Below are 16393 nucleotides of genomic sequence, written 5' to 3'. Positions count from 1 at the left end.
CTTATGTATTGATTCGTATTGAATGCTTACGTCACTTCTGTAATTATCAAGTATTACAACCTATATTACTTTTAATATTTTAGCAAATAATTCTTCTAACTTCCCTAAGTCTCCATAGACAGTTCCGTCCATATAAAGGTTGTAAACTTCATCATCTTGTTCTACTCGTATTTGTGCAGAATACCCTTTTAATAGTGCTAAGGAACGGATAACTTCTCGTTGAGTTCGTCCATTTCCTTCTCGAAAGGGATGGAAATAATTAAGATTATCAAGAATTTTTGCTAAATGTTTAATGATTTCATCTTTTGAGTTGGCAGTTTGATGATAGGAATGAATGAGATGATTTATATAAGTTTCTGCAACATTAAACGACTGTATCGACATAAAAGGATTACCACTTTTAGAGATATTCACCTTACGATATTGTCCTGACCAGGCATAAACATCTTGAAACAAATAGTTATGAATGGCTAAAATATTACTCATGGAATAGACTTCAATGGCTTTCAAGCGCAAGTCTGCAAGTCTTTTAGTAACGAATAAGTGTTCATTTCGATAGGCTTCTTCAATATTTGTAACATTTTGTTTGTTGATTAAGACTGTGGAATTTGGATAGGTATATTGGTGATTAGGGTCAATGTACTTATATCCTTCGTATTGATTTTTAACCAATATTCAATTCCTTTCGTCTATTGACAACATAAGTTTTTAAATCAATCACATCTTGAACAGTAGGTTCATAATTTTCAATCATTGATGATCCAATAGCATACCAGACGGTATCGAAATCTGAAAAATTATCAAAAGGAATCCCTAAAATTGTTAATTCTTCTTTATTTACATCAAGAGTCATGTCACATCTCCTTATATAATGTTACCTTTATTATACCATAAAATCGGTATTTTTACCTAAAGGGATAGAGACTATAAGATGTATTATGTTTAATGTAGATTTATGATAAAATAGTTTTATTATAAAAAGAAATAACAGAGGTATAGCATGGAGCCATATATTACAGAAGCTTTAGTAAAAGCAGGGATTGAATTGGGAACTCTAACATTTAAGGGAACAACAACACTAGTGAATAGTAAAATTCAATCATTAAAGGAAGAACGTAACGCCGATAAATTACGAAATACTTATGATGAAATTGTAAATGAGTTACTTTCGGAACGAGAACAGGCAATCAGAATTGCTCAGGCATATAAAGAAGAATATGAAAAAGTACATATTGATGATAAAGATATTGAGTATTTGCACAACACTTTAGAACGGGTTATTTCTCTTCTATCTTCATTTACTAATGTTGAAGATGGGAAAGAAGATTCAATGAAACAATTGGTTGCTCTACTTAATAAGGATACTTTAAAGACTATGCAACTATTAGGATTTAATTACAAGGAGGCAATAGGAGAACCTTTAACGGAGGTTTGCTCAAATGCTATAAGAAATACATTAGGAAGTCTATCATCTAAGAAAAACGTACGTAACAAAAGATAATTGAACCAATGGTGTGAACTTTTTGGTAAAATCTAGCTCAATTTGTGTATTTTTAGGGTAAAATTCACACCATTCAACTGAAATTGATTCAAATTAGATGAAATTCTGTTTTCTGTAAATGTGGGAAAACATTGATTTTAAGCGGATATTGAAACTTATTCAAATAAAAATGTTTCCAACCAGGTCTTAAGAAAGCTCGTAAAGCATCACAATTCTCAAAACGTTAATCAATACGATTATATCAATGTTTACAGACATTCAAGAATTTACTCTTGGATGTCTTTTTTTGTTTCAAAAAATCAAAGTTCACCCCAAAATTTCTATCATTGATTCTTGAGATGATAACATGAAAGCCCACTAGATTTACACTATGCCATTTTACTTGAGTATTTACACAAAACTTTTGACAGTACCGAACAATTTCAAAAGAAACAAGCTATTTTATTTCGCAACACATTTGATATTAATAGAATGTATTTTATGAAAATGGTATAATTGTGAAAAATAGATTAAAATTTAAGGAGAGTTCCTCATGTTTGAAGAGATACAAAACTATGATGGTGAATCATATTCATTTGATATAGATTCATCGCCTCGAGTGTTTGAATTATATAAAAAGATTTATTCTAAAAATATACAAAAAAAATATCGTATAGCTTCCCCTACATTTTTTAAATATGATAAAGAAAGAGCCCGCTATATTAACATGCCGGAAGCAGATTATCAAAATAGATTATATGCATTGCCAGTTACTGTATCTTCAAAAAAAACTATTTTAATTAATGATAGTCCATATGAATTATATGATGCAGTAGAGAGATTATCAGGAGATTGTTTTTTTAATTTTAATAGTAACAAAATATATAAGTTTAAAAAATATGATGGAATTGATGAAAAAAAGTTAGAAAAATGTAGTAAAATGCATTATTCAATATATAATATGGTATTGTTACAAACTGTAGGTAATATGCAGAAGAGTAAGCAGCAAGGATTAAAACTTTCTAATGTTGAGTATGAGAAACTTGATAGAGGAGATACTTTTGTTTACCTGTTAAATGAATTTTATGAAAATGGAAATGATGAGATTCTACAATCATCTTCTAAAAACAATAAGGAGAGTCTGAAAGAATATTTGAATAGTTTTAGTTTAGAAGAATACTGTTGTGAAATGCTTCAAATTGACGATTATGATTTTATAAAAAAACTTATTAACAATGGTGGGAAAAAGATAGATAGTATTAATGTAAACAATTATTTAGATATAGCTATTGAATTTTGGGAAAAGAGAAAAGCAACAATAGATACATACATCAATAAATAACTGACAGTATAAAGATTGTGAATAATTTTACGCTTTTATATTAATTTTATAAATTGGGTAATAAGTAAAAAAGCTATTAAGTGAAAAAGGAAAGAACTTAGTAGCTTGAGAGTAGGTCTATCTAATTAGATAGACAGAAGTAAAGAAAAGTTATTTTGTTGGAAAGATCCCTCTTCTCAGAGTGCCAAAGTTTAGCAAGGTGCTTTGTGTCAATTACCATCGCTTTCCCAGTCAAGCTCTTTAGGGATTCATAATCATACCCAAGGTATTCTATTACGCCCTTTAGCGAAGCCAGTTCACTTTACTATACGGGAAAGTGCGAAAGTCCGAAATGCGTGGAAGCCCATAAAATATTTTATATCTTCACTTCATCCATAAACAGACTTGATTTTTCTTACCAAAACATTTACAATAAAGGTACGAAGTTTATGTGTAGTTCTGATGGTCAGTCCTCTGGTTGTCAGACGCGCTTTTTATTTAATTGTCAATGATCATAATGCCGATAGCTAGGTATTATTATTTTTAAATCCGATATAACCATCAGCTATATTTATATTATATAACCATTAGTTATATTTATCAAGAGATTGTTTTAAAAAGTTAAAAATATTTTTAGAGGTCAAAAATGGAATTTTCGGAACGCTTAAAAACCCTTCGGAAAGAAGCCGGACTCACTCAAGTTGATGTAGCTGAAAAACTAGGAATTTCCCAACCAGCTTACGCTTCTTGGGAACGTGGAGTAAAAAAACCAACACAAGATAATTTAGTTAAGATAGCTCAAGTTTTGAATGTATCGGTGGATTACTTAGTTGGAAATTCAGATAATACAGAAGATGAATTAGATAACATTGAGTTGCTTTTCCGTATGAACTCAAAAGGATTGACTGATGAGGAAAAGGAAATTTTTAAGAAAGAGTTGATTGAGTTTATGGAAGAAAGGAAAAAGGCTTTTGAAGAAGCACGATAACATAATTCGAGAGATAATAAGTCTATACAGAATAAAAATAGCACACAAAAAAAGAAAATATCTAATAAAAACACATCTAGAGGAGAGTAGAAAATTTTCTAATTTTAATTTGTCGCCTTTATTTGATCGAAAAGACATAATACTAGAGAATTACTTAGTTTCAGATATTTTATATTGTTATTTTTGTATGGAATTTAGTATCTCAGAAAATAAACAGGCATTTTATGCAAATACACTAGTCAGATTATTAGGTTCATTTCTTGACTTGTATGCGCAAGTTTTAAATAATTTTTATGATTTAGAATTAAATCCTCTCAGAAAGTATATTGCACCCACTATATTTTCAGAAGGAATTGTTACTCAAGCAATAAATGGTGTTAAAGATTCTGATAAAAAATATAAATCAGTAAGTCTTAATACAGTTATCAAGAAAATAAAAAGTAAGTATCAAACAAATGAATACTTCGAAGCAATTGAAAAAATTCTAGACGAAGATGAAATACAATCTATGAGCATATTAAGGAATTATGAGACTCACTATCAGCCTATTTTTTCTAAATATAATCAAAGCTATAGGTTTGATAGTAATGGCTTGTATAATAAAAGTTTTTCTACAAATGGCTCTATTTATGATAAAGGTGAATTTGATAAATTCAAGGAACTTTCACAAAAAGTAATTAATTTATATTTAAGTCTAGTTTACTATTTTAACAAAATACTATTTGATAGAAAATTAATAGAACATGACAAAAAACCGGAAGAGGTATACATTCTTCAATGTCCCGGATGTTCAGAAAAATTTTTATTTACGGAACTTCAAAAATTGACTTATGATTATGGTTTAAGCATTAGCATAGAACATAAAGAATGTTCTTCAAAGAATTGTCTTACATGGACTAACAAAAAAATGAATGTTCACCCTGAGAGGTATACTCAGATGATGCTCCAAGAGTATGAAGTAATGAACAATGGCGAATTAAAGATTTATAACGACAAAGGCGAGGAGATATTTCTTTAAACAATATTTTTAAAAATAATATTTAAATATTCTAAGTAGACAATTGTCTACTTACTTTTATACAACAAACTAAACCTTTATGGTTTAGTTTGTTTGCGATTTATACTTAAAGGAGGAGGTAGCATTCTTTGGATGAATTGTATACAAGAATAAGTAAGTCTACAAAACATGTGTTATACTAGTACATGAAGGATAACGATATTTCATTATTAAATTATAATTTCAATTACTTCTTTCAACATTATGTTCAAAAATATCAAATTCAAGTGATTAGTCACCACTTCTCAAGTCATAAGATTGAAGGATTGACTGTTATTGATGAATTAGGTATTAGTTTTTCTTATGAAAAGGATAATCCAATTGTAAAGCAGAATTTTACTCTGTGTCATGAACTAGGGCATTTCATACTTAAGCATGAAGGCACTTATTTTGCTGAATCTATTGATAATCAGGAGAATCTACTAGAGCGAGAAGCGAATATTTTTTCTGCTGTAGTATTAATGCCTGACATTGTTTTGTTATCTAAGATCTATTATAGTTGCGACACCTTTCAACACATTCAAAATAGTCTGGATGTTTCAAAGCAGGCATTGTTCTTTCGCCTTTTAGATCTTCTTAGAGAGTATTATCCCGAACAAGAAAGTACCATTAAACAAGCTATCGATGCTTATATTGATGGGCAAAATGCTTCTCTACTCCTTTTGTTTCACGGCATCAAAGAACAGATTATAAAGGAGCTCAACAACTACCAGACTTCTCTAATCAATAAGATAGAGCGATCTGTGAGCAAAAGGGGCTTCGTGACTAGTCAAGAATATCCCGAACTTTTAAAACTAGAGAACTGGAAAGCAATAAAGACTTGCCATGATAATCTAAAAGTATGGCTCATTTATGACAAAGGAAAATCTATAGCTTATGTTTGGGATAAAAATAGACTAACAGACAAAGAGGCAAAGCAAAAAGCCGAATTGAAACTATTATTAATGTGAGAAAAACTATGTATCAACCAGAAAAACTAAAGATTCGTAGAAAAGAGCTAAAAATGACTCAAAAAGATATTGCGGATCGATTAGATATTAGTTATCAAGCCTATTCCGCATGGGAACGTGGAGTAAAAAGACCATCTAGGGAAAAAGTAGAGCGGTTAGAGCAGATTCTAAATGTCCCAAAAGGTTATTTTACTGAGGTCGAAATCGTTCGACTATATAATACTTTATCGGATGAAGGTAAGAATAATGCACTTAGTTATGTCAGAGGCCTAGTTCAAAAAGAAAAATGTAAGAACGTTGTTTCAATATCAGAAAAACTATACGAATACCATGTTTACGAACAAATGTCTGCTGGTATCGGTTCATCGGTGTATAACGATCAAAACTATGATACTGTCTATTTTGATGAAGGACTAGCCCACGATTTCGCTTCATGGATTTCTGGTGACTCAATGGAACCCAAATATCAAAATGGTTCTGTGGCTCTTATTCGTGAAACAGGGTTTGATTACGATGGTGCAGTATATGCAGTAGTCTGTAATAATCAAACATACATTAAAAGAGTTTACCAGGAAGAACAGGGTTTACGGTTAGTTTCTATCAATCCAAAATATCGAGATATTTTTCTTTCGTATGATGAAGATCCTAGAATTGTAGGTATTATTGTTGGGAATTTCTTACCTGTTGAACAGTAGTATTATTAATGTAAAATAATAATAGTGTATTTTTTTGTTTATGGAGATTGAAAATGAGAAAAGAAAATAATGAAATAAAAAAGGCATATGATGAATTACTGAAAACTAAAAATAAATGTGGGAAATATAGTAAAACATTGTTTCACATCCATACCCCAGTATCCCATGATTACAGATTGTTTAAAGTTTGGAACGATTTATCTGAGAAAGAATGGAACAAACTAGCTATAGAAGATTATCTTTTAGAAGTTAAAAAAAATAAGCTTTTTCCAGAGGAATATTTTAAAACAAAAGATGGTGATAGCATTATTTATAATAACTATCAAAAAAATGGTTTTGAAGATGAAAAAGAGCAAATATCATTTTTGGTAGTTGCTCAGAGTTTATATCGAGAAAATATTTCAACAATAGTGGTTTCTGATCATAATACAATTTCAGGAATTAAGAAAATGGAAAAAGCTATAAAAATTGTATCTGAATTGAATATCAATAAAGGTAAGGAATATATTGAAGTAATAAATGGGGTGGAAATTTCATGTGCTGATAGAATACATGTTCTTGTAGCTTTTCCAAATGAGAAAAGTGAAATTATCAAAAAATGGCTAGAAGAAAACCTTATGGGTATTAAAGAGGGTTCATATAAAGCTAGTTTAGATGTTATTGACACTTTTAATAAGGAAGAATTTATCACTTATATTGCTCATATAAATAGTTCGGATATATTTAAAGATGGAAAACTCTTTACTAATGCTTATAAGAAAAAATTATTTTCGAAAGAATATTTGAAGTATATTGGAGTTTCAAATAAAGACAGTATTTCAAATGTAAGAAATTACATTTCCAAAATAAATAAAGGCGTGAATCCATTTTTTATTCTGGATAATGATTCACATTATATTGAAAATCATTCTATTAATCCCATGTGGATAAAATTCAGTAAGAGAAGTTATAAACAATTGAAAGAATCTTTATCAGAGTATGATGTTACAGTAAAATTAGACAAACCAAATAAAAAAATAAAAAAAGTTATACGAGGTATATATTTACCTACGAATAAAGAGGCTTTTTTGTCAAGTAATAAGAAATTTAAAATTTTGTTTTCCGACTCATTAAATAGCATTATAGGAGGAAGAGGGACTGGGAAAAGTACTATTTTAGAATTAATTCAATTTGTTCTTTCACAAAAAGCTGACTCAAAACAGAAGTTAGAATTTTTATCTAAACATTCAAAAGTCTATTTATGGTATGAAATGCTTGAAAAACAATACATAATTGAGTTGAATCTCCCTAAACAAAAGGAGAATGAAGACATCTATGATTTATATCAAGTTAGAACAAGAAGTACTGATAAATATTGGTTTCATGAAGATAGAATAAAATCAAAGATAATAGAAAATCATTTATTAATTTATGAAATTCTAGATGATGAAAAAATTATTAAAGTACCAAAAAGAAAGAAAGAATCATTACTTAATGAAATGTTTGATAGTAGATATTCTGTTAACGAATTAGTTAATTCTGCGAGTAGTGGCAAAATAGATGATTTTCTACGTGGTACACTTTTCAAGGATAGAAAGAACAAAAAATATATCTTCTCCGAAAAAATTGATAAAATAGAAAAGATAATTCCAGCAATTGAATCTGCTGATGAGAAATTAAGTAAACAATATAATTTTATAAATTCAATTATTGATAATTTTAATAACCAACAAACGGGGAATTTACAAATTGTTTATAAGCAGGAACTTAAGTATCTTTTACCGGACCACTTTGAAACATGGTTTTTCCCACCAGGAAAAAATTTAAAAAGGCCTTTCAAAGGGTACATGCTGTCCTGTGAAGATATTATTGACTACTTATCATTTGTTTTTGATAAGATAGGATTTACAAATTTTGTAAAAATGATGAATGATAGGGAAATTTTTTATGAGAATCAACTAATTCAAATTGCAAATCAGGGGAACTCTAATTTAATTTATCCCGATTTGTCTTTAATAACGGTTAAAAATTCAAATGTACATGATGTTTTTGATGAAATTTTCAACATTTGGGACAAACTAGATCTATTTAGCATAGAAGACTACTTGAAGGATACATATAATAATTGTGAAAAGCTCTCTTTAGAATTCAATATTAACTCGAAGGTTACAGATAAAAATAAGAAAGCAATTTTTAAAGATGTTACTAACTTAAGTTTAGGTCAAAAAGTGGTTGCAATGCTTGATTTTATTCTTGCATATTCTGAATTAACTGATGATAATCGTCCATTGCTAATTGATCAACCAGAGGATAACTTAGATTCCAGATATATTTTTAATAATTTGGTCAAAATATTACGAGATGTAAAATCAAATCGTCAAATTATTATTGCTACACATAATGCTACAATTGTGACAAATGCATTGTCAGATTTAGTTATATTAATGAAATCTAATGGTGAACATGGGTGGATTGAAAACTCCGGATATCCAAGTGAAGATAAAATAAAAAAATATATTGTTGATTATCTTGAAGGTGGAATAGAATCTTTTAAACATAAAGTTAAAATATATAAAAGTATTATTTAATTAAAATAGTTGAGTCATAGTTTTTTGATTTAAAGAAATTCTTTCTACAATAGTTGTTAATTAGAAGAATTATTTTCCTTTAAAATATAGTAATAAAAAGGGATATTTGCTATTCATTTCACCAATTTTATTTATATTTAAGCATGCTAAAGTAAGCCCAACTTTATCTCTATTATATGACTTTACAAAAAGAAAAGCCCTCAGAAGCTTGGGTTCTAAGAACTTTGTCTTCAATCTGAAAAAGTATATTTTTAATTTAAAAAACATACTTTTTGTAATACTAAATTTTATATAATAGATACAATTACTTTTAAAACACTTCTTCCCTATCCATAGGTGGATAGGGTTTTTCGTTGTTCATTACACGTTCTAAACATTCAATACTAGATCTTAGGTGAAACATTTCATGTTTTCTATATTTTTCATCCTGTGAGTTTAATAGTTCGTTTAGGTGACGTCTAATATGCCAAATGGCTTTTCTAATATTTGCTTCTTTTAAATTATTCATGAATCCATTGTATAATAAAATATAATCCAATTTCTTTGATTAAGCTAATTTGTATGAAATATAAGCTAATCAGTTAAAAATAAGCTTAAAATTTTTTTGAAGTAATCTATTTAGCACAAAAAACACCTATTCGGTAAAATAGGTGTGAATGATGTTATTTATATCCATATTGTTTTAGTGCGTTATTATATGCTTCGCTACCTTTAAGATAGTAAGCGTGCTTAACTCCGCTAATATCAACGGACAAGACACCATCTTTAAATGAATATTCTTCTGTTCGACTTGCAATATTTTATCCAGTTAATTCGATCGTATTCTTTTGTTTGTTAATGATAAAGCAGTCAGTCTCTCCTTGGCCAATAGAAGCGCTTTCTTATTTTATAGTAAACGCTAACTCGTTTCTTTCACTTGAGTTCTAATAATACTCACCCTCTAAAGATTGGTAGTTGTTTTTAGAGCAAGCAATTAATGTTATTATTGATAATGAAAGTAGTATTCCTATTAATTTTCTCATAATCTTTGCCTCCTTCTATAATCTTAATTATACCAAAATAATATTACAATAATATGTCAGTGTCTGTTATAACAGAAAAATGAAGAAATGTCTATTATAACAGCAAATAATAAACTTTCGGGAAGATTATTTCTCTTACATCAACATAAAGTTTAATATTTATGGTATAATAGTTAATGTTAAGGTACTTGGTGTAGTTGGTAGCACGTGGGTTTTAATTGATTAAATTAATTAATCCCTTATGTCCTGAAGCTCTGGTTCGATTCCGGAAGTACCTATGGTGTAAAAAATGAAAACAAAATCAAATACTTTTCGAAAATATTTAAAGAGACATGGGAGAGAAAATCAATTCTTTATCACTTCTTATATTGGAATTGATTTAATCCAGCCAAATCAAGAAAGACCAGAGAACTTAAGCACAACTTGGCATCCTAAGGATATTGATAATAGTAAAAGAGAATCTAAGTTATTTATTCAAAAGGCCACACTTGCCTATTCTGTATCGACATTTGAAAGTTTTTTTGATGATTTTTTTCTAAATGAAGTTAATCAATTAATTCCAGAGGAACTATCTTTTCTTGATACGATATGTGGAAATGGAACAAAAAAATCAATATATAAAAAGTTGGAATTACTTATTGATCATTTTTCAGATTTGAAATCAAAGGAATATTTTCTTGTGAAATCTGCAATTTTTTGGAGAAATGATTTAATTCATGGTACAAGAGAAAAATTTGATTCAGATATGAAGGCAAATTTAAGAAAATATGCTCAAGATTTTGAAGAATCGTATAGTGGGTTAGATATTAATGAATTTATAAATCATTATGATACTAATAAAGTCCCATCGTTCAAAGAGACACTATCATTGATGACAAGTTTGAGAAATTTTTCAGCACAAGTTGATAAGTACTTTATGGAGAAAATATCAGTTGAAAAGTATGTTGGATTTATATTAAAGCAGAGACTTGATGCTGGGATGAAGGTGGTAAAAACCAATCCCAAAAAACAATATATTTTTTGGAACAATATTATTTCGACTTATGTAGGTTTAAGTGAACGAGACTTAGAAGAGTTTCAAAAAACACAATTTGGTATTAATCTTTACGAAGTTACTTCGAATGAAGAGTTGTTAGAGTTAGTTTCTGCCTATTAATTTAATGCTTACTAACAAACTCAAAAGTTGCAATTCCCCTGTTTCAATTAAATTGGTTCAAATTTTATGAAATGAATTAGTAGATATCGTTCCGAAAATCCTTGATATTATGCTATTTTTAGTCCAACTGAAACTCGTACTTTCCAAATCAGGCTTGAAAAAAGCTCGTAAAGCATCACAATTTAGTAAACGTTAATTCGAGAGAATTACTATACTTGCAAAGAACACCTTTCGGGGTGTTCTTTTTATGCTTCCTGCCATGGAGTGTTTGCTTCTCTCATCTTCTAACAATATCTCTCATATGGTATAATGAGATAAGGACTGTTCCTCATTTCAGACGAGTTTATGGTGTTCAAGGTCTACCTACCTGAATTGTCATGGAGCAAGTGTCCAGTGCTCGGGTTGGGCGTTCCCTCGGAGTTCATTTAATTCTAATCACTTAGAAATCATCTGGTATGGGAGAACATTGTGATTTCAATGCAATGTCTCGTATGCTAGGCAGGAAAATTGGAATTTAGAATAAGTTAGTAGATGAGAAGAGTATTTCTGTCAGTCTCCTATACACCTGTTAACAGCTATCCAAAATAAAAGGAGATTGTAGATTGGTTTTATTAGTATTAGGGATTTTGGTTTTGCTCATTCTAATCTTAAAAAGGAAACAGAAAACTGGTAAAAAATCTGAAGGAAACGCCAAGAAAAGAAATTGGCTATTAATAAGTTGCTTATCCATAGTTATTCCAATCGCAATCCTAACTGTGATTAGTCCTATTCTTTCTCTAATGGATATGTGGGGGCTATTTGCACATCCCAGTCGAACTGAGATTGAGCAAGCTGTGCATCGTTCTTATCAAAATTACGGTCTTACAGGACAGTTTGAGTTAGAAAAATACGAGAAAAACTATACAAGCGTGGGAGGATTTATAATCCATGGTACCTATAGTGAAAATATAGCCGGAAAAACCTATCAGGTTAAAACTCGATTTAAATACTATACTCGCTTTTCGGAAAATAAAACATATGGAAAGACAGATGCAGAGGTTGATTACAAAAATGATAAAAAAATTTATAATGTTTTCCCAGAATTAGCCTATTTAGGGATTGAGGTTAGTCCAGGCACCAGCGAATTTTTAAAAATACTGGACAGTTCAATCAAAGATCCTAAACTGCCTGATTTGAAGTATCAAGGTATTGTTTTTGAATTCAATAGCCAATCTGACAATATCCATCTTTATAATGAAGTATTAGAGGAAAATCAAAGTAAGGGTCAAGCACTGCAAGGAATGTATCCCATGGATGCTCAATATCTTTTCCAAAAAGAGATTTTTATACCAACATTTGAATTTCAGTATTTCGTTCCAAAAGAAAAAAGAGATCTCTTGTATGATGACTATCTTAAAGAGCTTGAGACGCTCATGAAGGAATTTTTTGCCAACCAACCCTTGCCAAGAGGTCTTTATGCTGTAAAGATTGCGAAATATAGAGAGGATAAACTTGTCAATGATAGTGGTGTATACTATGTGAGGATTGAAAATCGTCAACTTGTAAAGATGTTGCAAAAATTAGAATAGGAGTCGCTAGGGCTAGGTCAGTCTCACAATATTTTTACTAAGAAGAGAAGGGGAGTTTTGTAATGATTAGTTTAGAGCTGTTGTCTGAAGAAAATAGTCTAGACGTTTATTCTTTTGAAAAAGAAAATCGAGAGTATTTTGAGCGAAATTTACCTCCTAGACCAGCTAACTATTTTGATTTAGAAGGTTTTAAAGAAATCACGAGGGAATTGTTAACGGAACAAAGGAATCGGGATGTCTACATGCATCTTATCAGAGATTCGCAAGGTGTTATGGTCGGAAGAATCAATTTAAGTGTTTTAGAGGATGATCGAAAAACAGCAGAGCTTGGGTATAGGATTGGGGAAAATGTTAGTAACTTAGGCTATGCAAGCGAAGCGGTTAAGCTCGTTTTAGACAAGGCCTTTACGACTTATGGTTTCAATAGAATCATTGCAGGAACGGCAAGGGATAATCTGGCCTCTCAGAGAGTACTTTTAAAAAATGGTTTTACCTTTAGTAGAATGATAGAAAATGACTTACAAATTCATAATGAGTGGATTCATACAGCAGTATTTGAGATAAGGAGACCATAATATCATCAATTCCAGTCTATTGAAAAGGTTAATGGAGTTCTAATCTTTCCAGATATTCAAGATTTTTCTCTTGGATGTCTTTTTTATTCAGAATAGATAAGTGGTGCTGTTTAAACTTGTTTTTCCCAGTGGACAATCGTCTACTTTTTTTATATAATAAAACTAAACCAAATTGGTTGAGTTTTGAAATGTGAGCTCAACCATCGATGTGTCTTTCTAAGGGAGATAATGTCCATTAAAGCATCACACTAGGAGGTGAATCGTGTACCAACCAGAAAAACTCAAGGCTCGGAGAAAAGAGCTAAAACTGACACAAAAAGAGATTGCAGAGCAACTTGGGATTAGTTTTCAGGCGTACTCCGCTTGGGAACGCGGGATTAAGGAACCATCCAAGGAGAAGGTTGCTCAGCTAGAGAAGATTTTAAAGGTCGCAAAAGGGTATTTCACCCAGATTGAGATTGTCCGTCTCTACAATAGCCTCTCCAAGCAAGGGAAGGACAAGGTTGTGCTTTATGCTCGCAACCTAGCTCAAGAGGAACAAACTCAGAAGGTGACGACCATGCCAGAGCGCCTTTACGAATACCGTGTCTATGAACGCATGTCAGCAGGGATCGGGGCTTCGGTATATGATGATCGGAATTTTGATACGGTTTACTTTAATGAGGAACTGGCCCATGATTTTGCGTCCTGGGTGGCTGGGGACTCTATGGAACCTAAATATCAAAATGGTTCCGTGGCTTTGATTCGAGAGACCGGATTTGATTACGATGGGGCAGTTTATGCAGTGGTTTGCAACAACCAGACCTATATCAAACGGGTTTATCGTGAGGAAGATGGCTTGCGTCTGGTCTCTATCAATCCTAAATACAAGGATATTTTCATCTCCTATGAGGAAGATCCTCGGATTGTGGGGATTATCGTTGGGAATTTTGTGCCAATGGAGGGCTAGCCTATGGGCTACTTTGATTATTCCAGAGAGCCCAAAAGTGACATTGCCTTTGTCGATATGAAATCCTTTTATGCCAGTGTCGAGTGTGTGAAAAGGGGCTTGCATCCGCTGAAGACCTCGCTTTGTGTCATGAGTCGCGCGGATAATTCGACTGGTCTTATCCTAGCCTCCTCTCCCATGTTTAAGAAGATTTTTGGCAAGTCAAATGTTGGCCGGGCCTATGATCTGCCTTTTGATATCAAGACCCGCAAATTTTCCTACTATAATGCCAGAAAGCAGGGGTTGCCTACAGATTCAGACTATGTGCGTTACATCGAAGATTGGGCTCAAGTCACCTTGATTGTCCCTCCTCGGATGGACGAGTATATCGCAGTCAATATGGAAATCCAACGAATCTTTCAAAACTATGGTAGTCCAGAGGATATTTATCCTTACTCTATCGATGAGGGCTTTATTGACCTGACTAGTTCGCTCAACTATTTCATCCCAGACAAGAATCTCTCTCGCAAAGACAAGCTGGATATGCTTTCTGCTCGTATCCAGAGGGATATTTGGAGGCAGACAGGGATTTACTCTACAGTAGGTATGTCCAATGCCAATCCCTTGCTGGCCAAGTTGGCACTGGATAATGAGGCCAAGCACACCCCAACCATGAGGGCTAACTGGTCTTACCAAGACGTGGAAGAGAAGGTTTGGGCCATTCCCAAGATGACGGACTTTTGGGGGATTGGCAGGCGGATGGAGAAACGCTTGCATGCTCTGGGGATTTTTTCTATCAAGGAATTGGCCACCAGCAATCCAGACCAGCTACAGAAAACACTTGGTCAGGCTGGCCTGCGTTTGTGGTTTCATGCTAACGGGATTGATGAGAGTAATGTTCATAAACCCTATAAAGCCAAGTCCCAAGGCTTGGGAAATTCTCAAATCTTGCCGAGAGACTACGTGAAGTTACGGGATATTGAAATTATTCTCCGAGAAATGGCGGAGCAGGTGGCTATTAGACTGAGAAGGGCTGGCAAGAAAACAACCCTTGTCTCTATCTATGTCGGTTTCTCTAAAGAGGAGGTCAGACCGTCTATTCACACACAAATGAAGGTCGAACCGACCAACAATACAGCTATCTTAACGGATTATGTTTTGAAGCTATTTCATAATAAATACACTTCTGGAGCGGTCAGAAGTGTTGGAGTCAACTATTCAGGATTTGTAGACGAGTCCTTTGGTTTGATTTCCCTCTTTGATGATGTTGACAAGTTAGAAAAAGAAGAAAGGCTCCAGACGGCTATTGATGCCATTCGGGAACAATTTGGTTTCACTTCTCTCCTAAAGGCCAATGCACTGGAAGAAGCCTCTAGGAGTCTTGCTAGAAGCAAGCTGATTGGTGGACATTCTGCTGGAGGATTAGATGGATTACAATGATTGATCGTTCTTATTTACCTTTTCAATCTGCGCGAGATTATCAAGATCCAGGCATGCAGAAGTGGATGGGCTTTTTCCTCTCAGAGCATACCAGCTCGCTTGGTGACGAAAAAAATCGTGTTGCTTTTTCGACGAATTTGAATTCAGTTGAGAAGCTACGCTTGCTTTCTCAGCTTTATGCTGGTCAATTGAAGGGATGTTTTGTTGTCAAGGAAAGAAAGCGAAAAATGACAATCATCGGTGAGGTGAGCGAATTATCACCTCAAACTCTATCTATTAGGACAAATGAGGGATATAGGCTGGTAGGGATTGTAGATATTCTCGAAATTCGACTGTGTGAGGAGGAAGTTTATGACTAGAAAAGAGCTGTATGAAAACAAACTACAGATGGATTATTTTTCAGATAGTTACATCCGCTTTGAAGAGGATTTCCAAAAATACTCTGCCATGAATGTTCCCTTGACTTTTTTGATCGATGATATCTTACGAACCATGGCAATGAATCAGAAAAACTACTTCGTCTTAAACAAGGAAAATGCCAAGGATGGGAGAGAGCATCGCTTTTATTTTAGGGTGGTGACGGAAAAAGAGTCTCCTAGAAATCGAAACTATACCTATATGGGACTGCAAGCATAGAGCCTGTCCA

Annotated in this window: 16 protein-coding genes and 1 tRNA gene; 15 read left to right on the top strand and 2 right to left on the bottom strand. The window is 32.3% G+C overall.

Annotated features, from left to right (window positions below):
- Positions 1-60: 60 nt before the first annotated feature.
- Together ACVC7S_RS07020 and ACVC7S_RS07015 are read right to left on the bottom strand one after the other, a co-directional pair.
- A complete protein-coding gene (locus ACVC7S_RS07020; protein ID WP_125421617.1) occupies positions 61-672 on the bottom strand; it encodes a Fic/DOC family protein in 612 nt (203 codons plus the stop codon).
- Positions 665-853: a hypothetical protein gene (locus ACVC7S_RS07015; protein WP_000171300.1), complete on the bottom strand. Its 189-nt coding sequence runs from the start codon at positions 851-853 to the stop codon at positions 665-667. The genes ACVC7S_RS07020 and ACVC7S_RS07015 overlap by 8 nt, the downstream gene beginning before the upstream one ends.
- A 147-nt stretch (positions 854-1000) precedes the next feature.
- Here ACVC7S_RS07015 and ACVC7S_RS07010 point away from each other — a divergent pair, with 147 nt between their 5' ends.
- The 15 genes from ACVC7S_RS07010 (at position 1001) to ACVC7S_RS06940 (ending at position 16383) form a co-directional block, all read left to right on the top strand.
- Positions 1001-1501, top strand: coding sequence for a hypothetical protein (locus tag ACVC7S_RS07010; protein ID WP_447266652.1), 501 nt, complete (start codon positions 1001-1003; stop codon positions 1499-1501).
- 532 nt (positions 1502-2033) lie between these two features.
- Positions 2034-2822 carry a hypothetical protein gene (locus ACVC7S_RS07005; protein WP_447266651.1) on the top strand — a complete coding sequence of 263 codons (789 nt, stop codon included), beginning with the start codon at positions 2034-2036 and terminating at the stop codon, positions 2820-2822.
- A gap of 625 nt (positions 2823-3447) precedes the next feature.
- Positions 3448-3789 (top strand): helix-turn-helix domain-containing protein, encoded by a 342-nt coding sequence (locus ACVC7S_RS07000; protein WP_447266650.1) that lies wholly within the window; start codon positions 3448-3450, stop codon positions 3787-3789.
- Positions 3773-4807, top strand: a complete 1035-nt coding sequence (locus ACVC7S_RS06995) for a hypothetical protein (RefSeq protein ID WP_447266649.1) — start codon at positions 3773-3775, stop codon at positions 4805-4807. Before ACVC7S_RS07000 ends, ACVC7S_RS06995 begins: the two co-directional genes overlap by 17 nt.
- 185 nt (positions 4808-4992) lie before the next feature.
- Positions 4993-5796 (top strand): ImmA/IrrE family metallo-endopeptidase, encoded by an 804-nt coding sequence (locus tag ACVC7S_RS06990; RefSeq protein ID WP_447266648.1) that lies wholly within the window; start codon positions 4993-4995, stop codon positions 5794-5796.
- Positions 5797-5804: 8 nt separating this feature from the next.
- Entirely contained in the window at positions 5805-6491 is a 687-nt protein-coding gene (locus ACVC7S_RS06985) for a helix-turn-helix domain-containing protein (RefSeq protein WP_447266647.1), read from the top strand.
- Positions 6492-6544: 53 nt separating this feature from the next.
- Positions 6545-9058 carry a Spaf_1101 family AAA-like ATPase gene (locus ACVC7S_RS06980; protein ID WP_447266646.1) on the top strand — a complete coding sequence of 838 codons (2514 nt, stop codon included), beginning with the start codon at positions 6545-6547 and terminating at the stop codon, positions 9056-9058.
- Positions 9059-10262: 1204 nt separating this feature from the next.
- A tRNA-OTHER gene (locus tag ACVC7S_RS06975) sits at positions 10263-10358 on the top strand.
- Between the two features lie 11 nt (positions 10359-10369).
- Complete coding sequence (locus tag ACVC7S_RS06970) at positions 10370-11236, top strand: hypothetical protein (protein WP_447266645.1); 867 nt, start codon at positions 10370-10372, stop codon at positions 11234-11236.
- Positions 11237-11838: 602 nt separating this feature from the next.
- Complete coding sequence (locus ACVC7S_RS06965) at positions 11839-12804, top strand: hypothetical protein (RefSeq protein ID WP_447266644.1); 966 nt, start codon at positions 11839-11841, stop codon at positions 12802-12804.
- Positions 12805-12866: 62 nt separating this feature from the next.
- The gene (locus tag ACVC7S_RS06960) at positions 12867-13379 is read left to right on the top strand and encodes a GNAT family N-acetyltransferase (protein WP_447266643.1); all 513 of its coding nucleotides are present in this window, start codon (positions 12867-12869) and stop codon (positions 13377-13379) included.
- Between the two features lie 262 nt (positions 13380-13641).
- Complete coding sequence (locus tag ACVC7S_RS06955) at positions 13642-14328, top strand: XRE family transcriptional regulator (protein WP_447266642.1); 687 nt, start codon at positions 13642-13644, stop codon at positions 14326-14328.
- Between the two features lie 3 nt (positions 14329-14331).
- On the top strand, positions 14332-15747 hold the full coding sequence (locus ACVC7S_RS06950; RefSeq protein ID WP_447266641.1) for a Y-family DNA polymerase: 1416 nt from the start codon (positions 14332-14334) through the stop codon (positions 15745-15747).
- Positions 15744-16106, top strand: a complete 363-nt coding sequence (locus ACVC7S_RS06945; protein WP_447266640.1) for a hypothetical protein — start codon at positions 15744-15746, stop codon at positions 16104-16106. Before ACVC7S_RS06950 ends, ACVC7S_RS06945 begins: the two co-directional genes overlap by 4 nt.
- Positions 16099-16383, top strand: a complete 285-nt coding sequence (locus tag ACVC7S_RS06940; RefSeq protein WP_447266639.1) for a DUF5960 family protein — start codon at positions 16099-16101, stop codon at positions 16381-16383. Before ACVC7S_RS06945 ends, ACVC7S_RS06940 begins: the two co-directional genes overlap by 8 nt.
- Positions 16384-16393 lie beyond the last annotated feature (10 nt).

The sequence above is a fragment of the Streptococcus sp. Z556 genome, from assembly GCF_053010225.1.
This window is presented reverse-complemented; position numbering and strand designations above follow the sequence as displayed.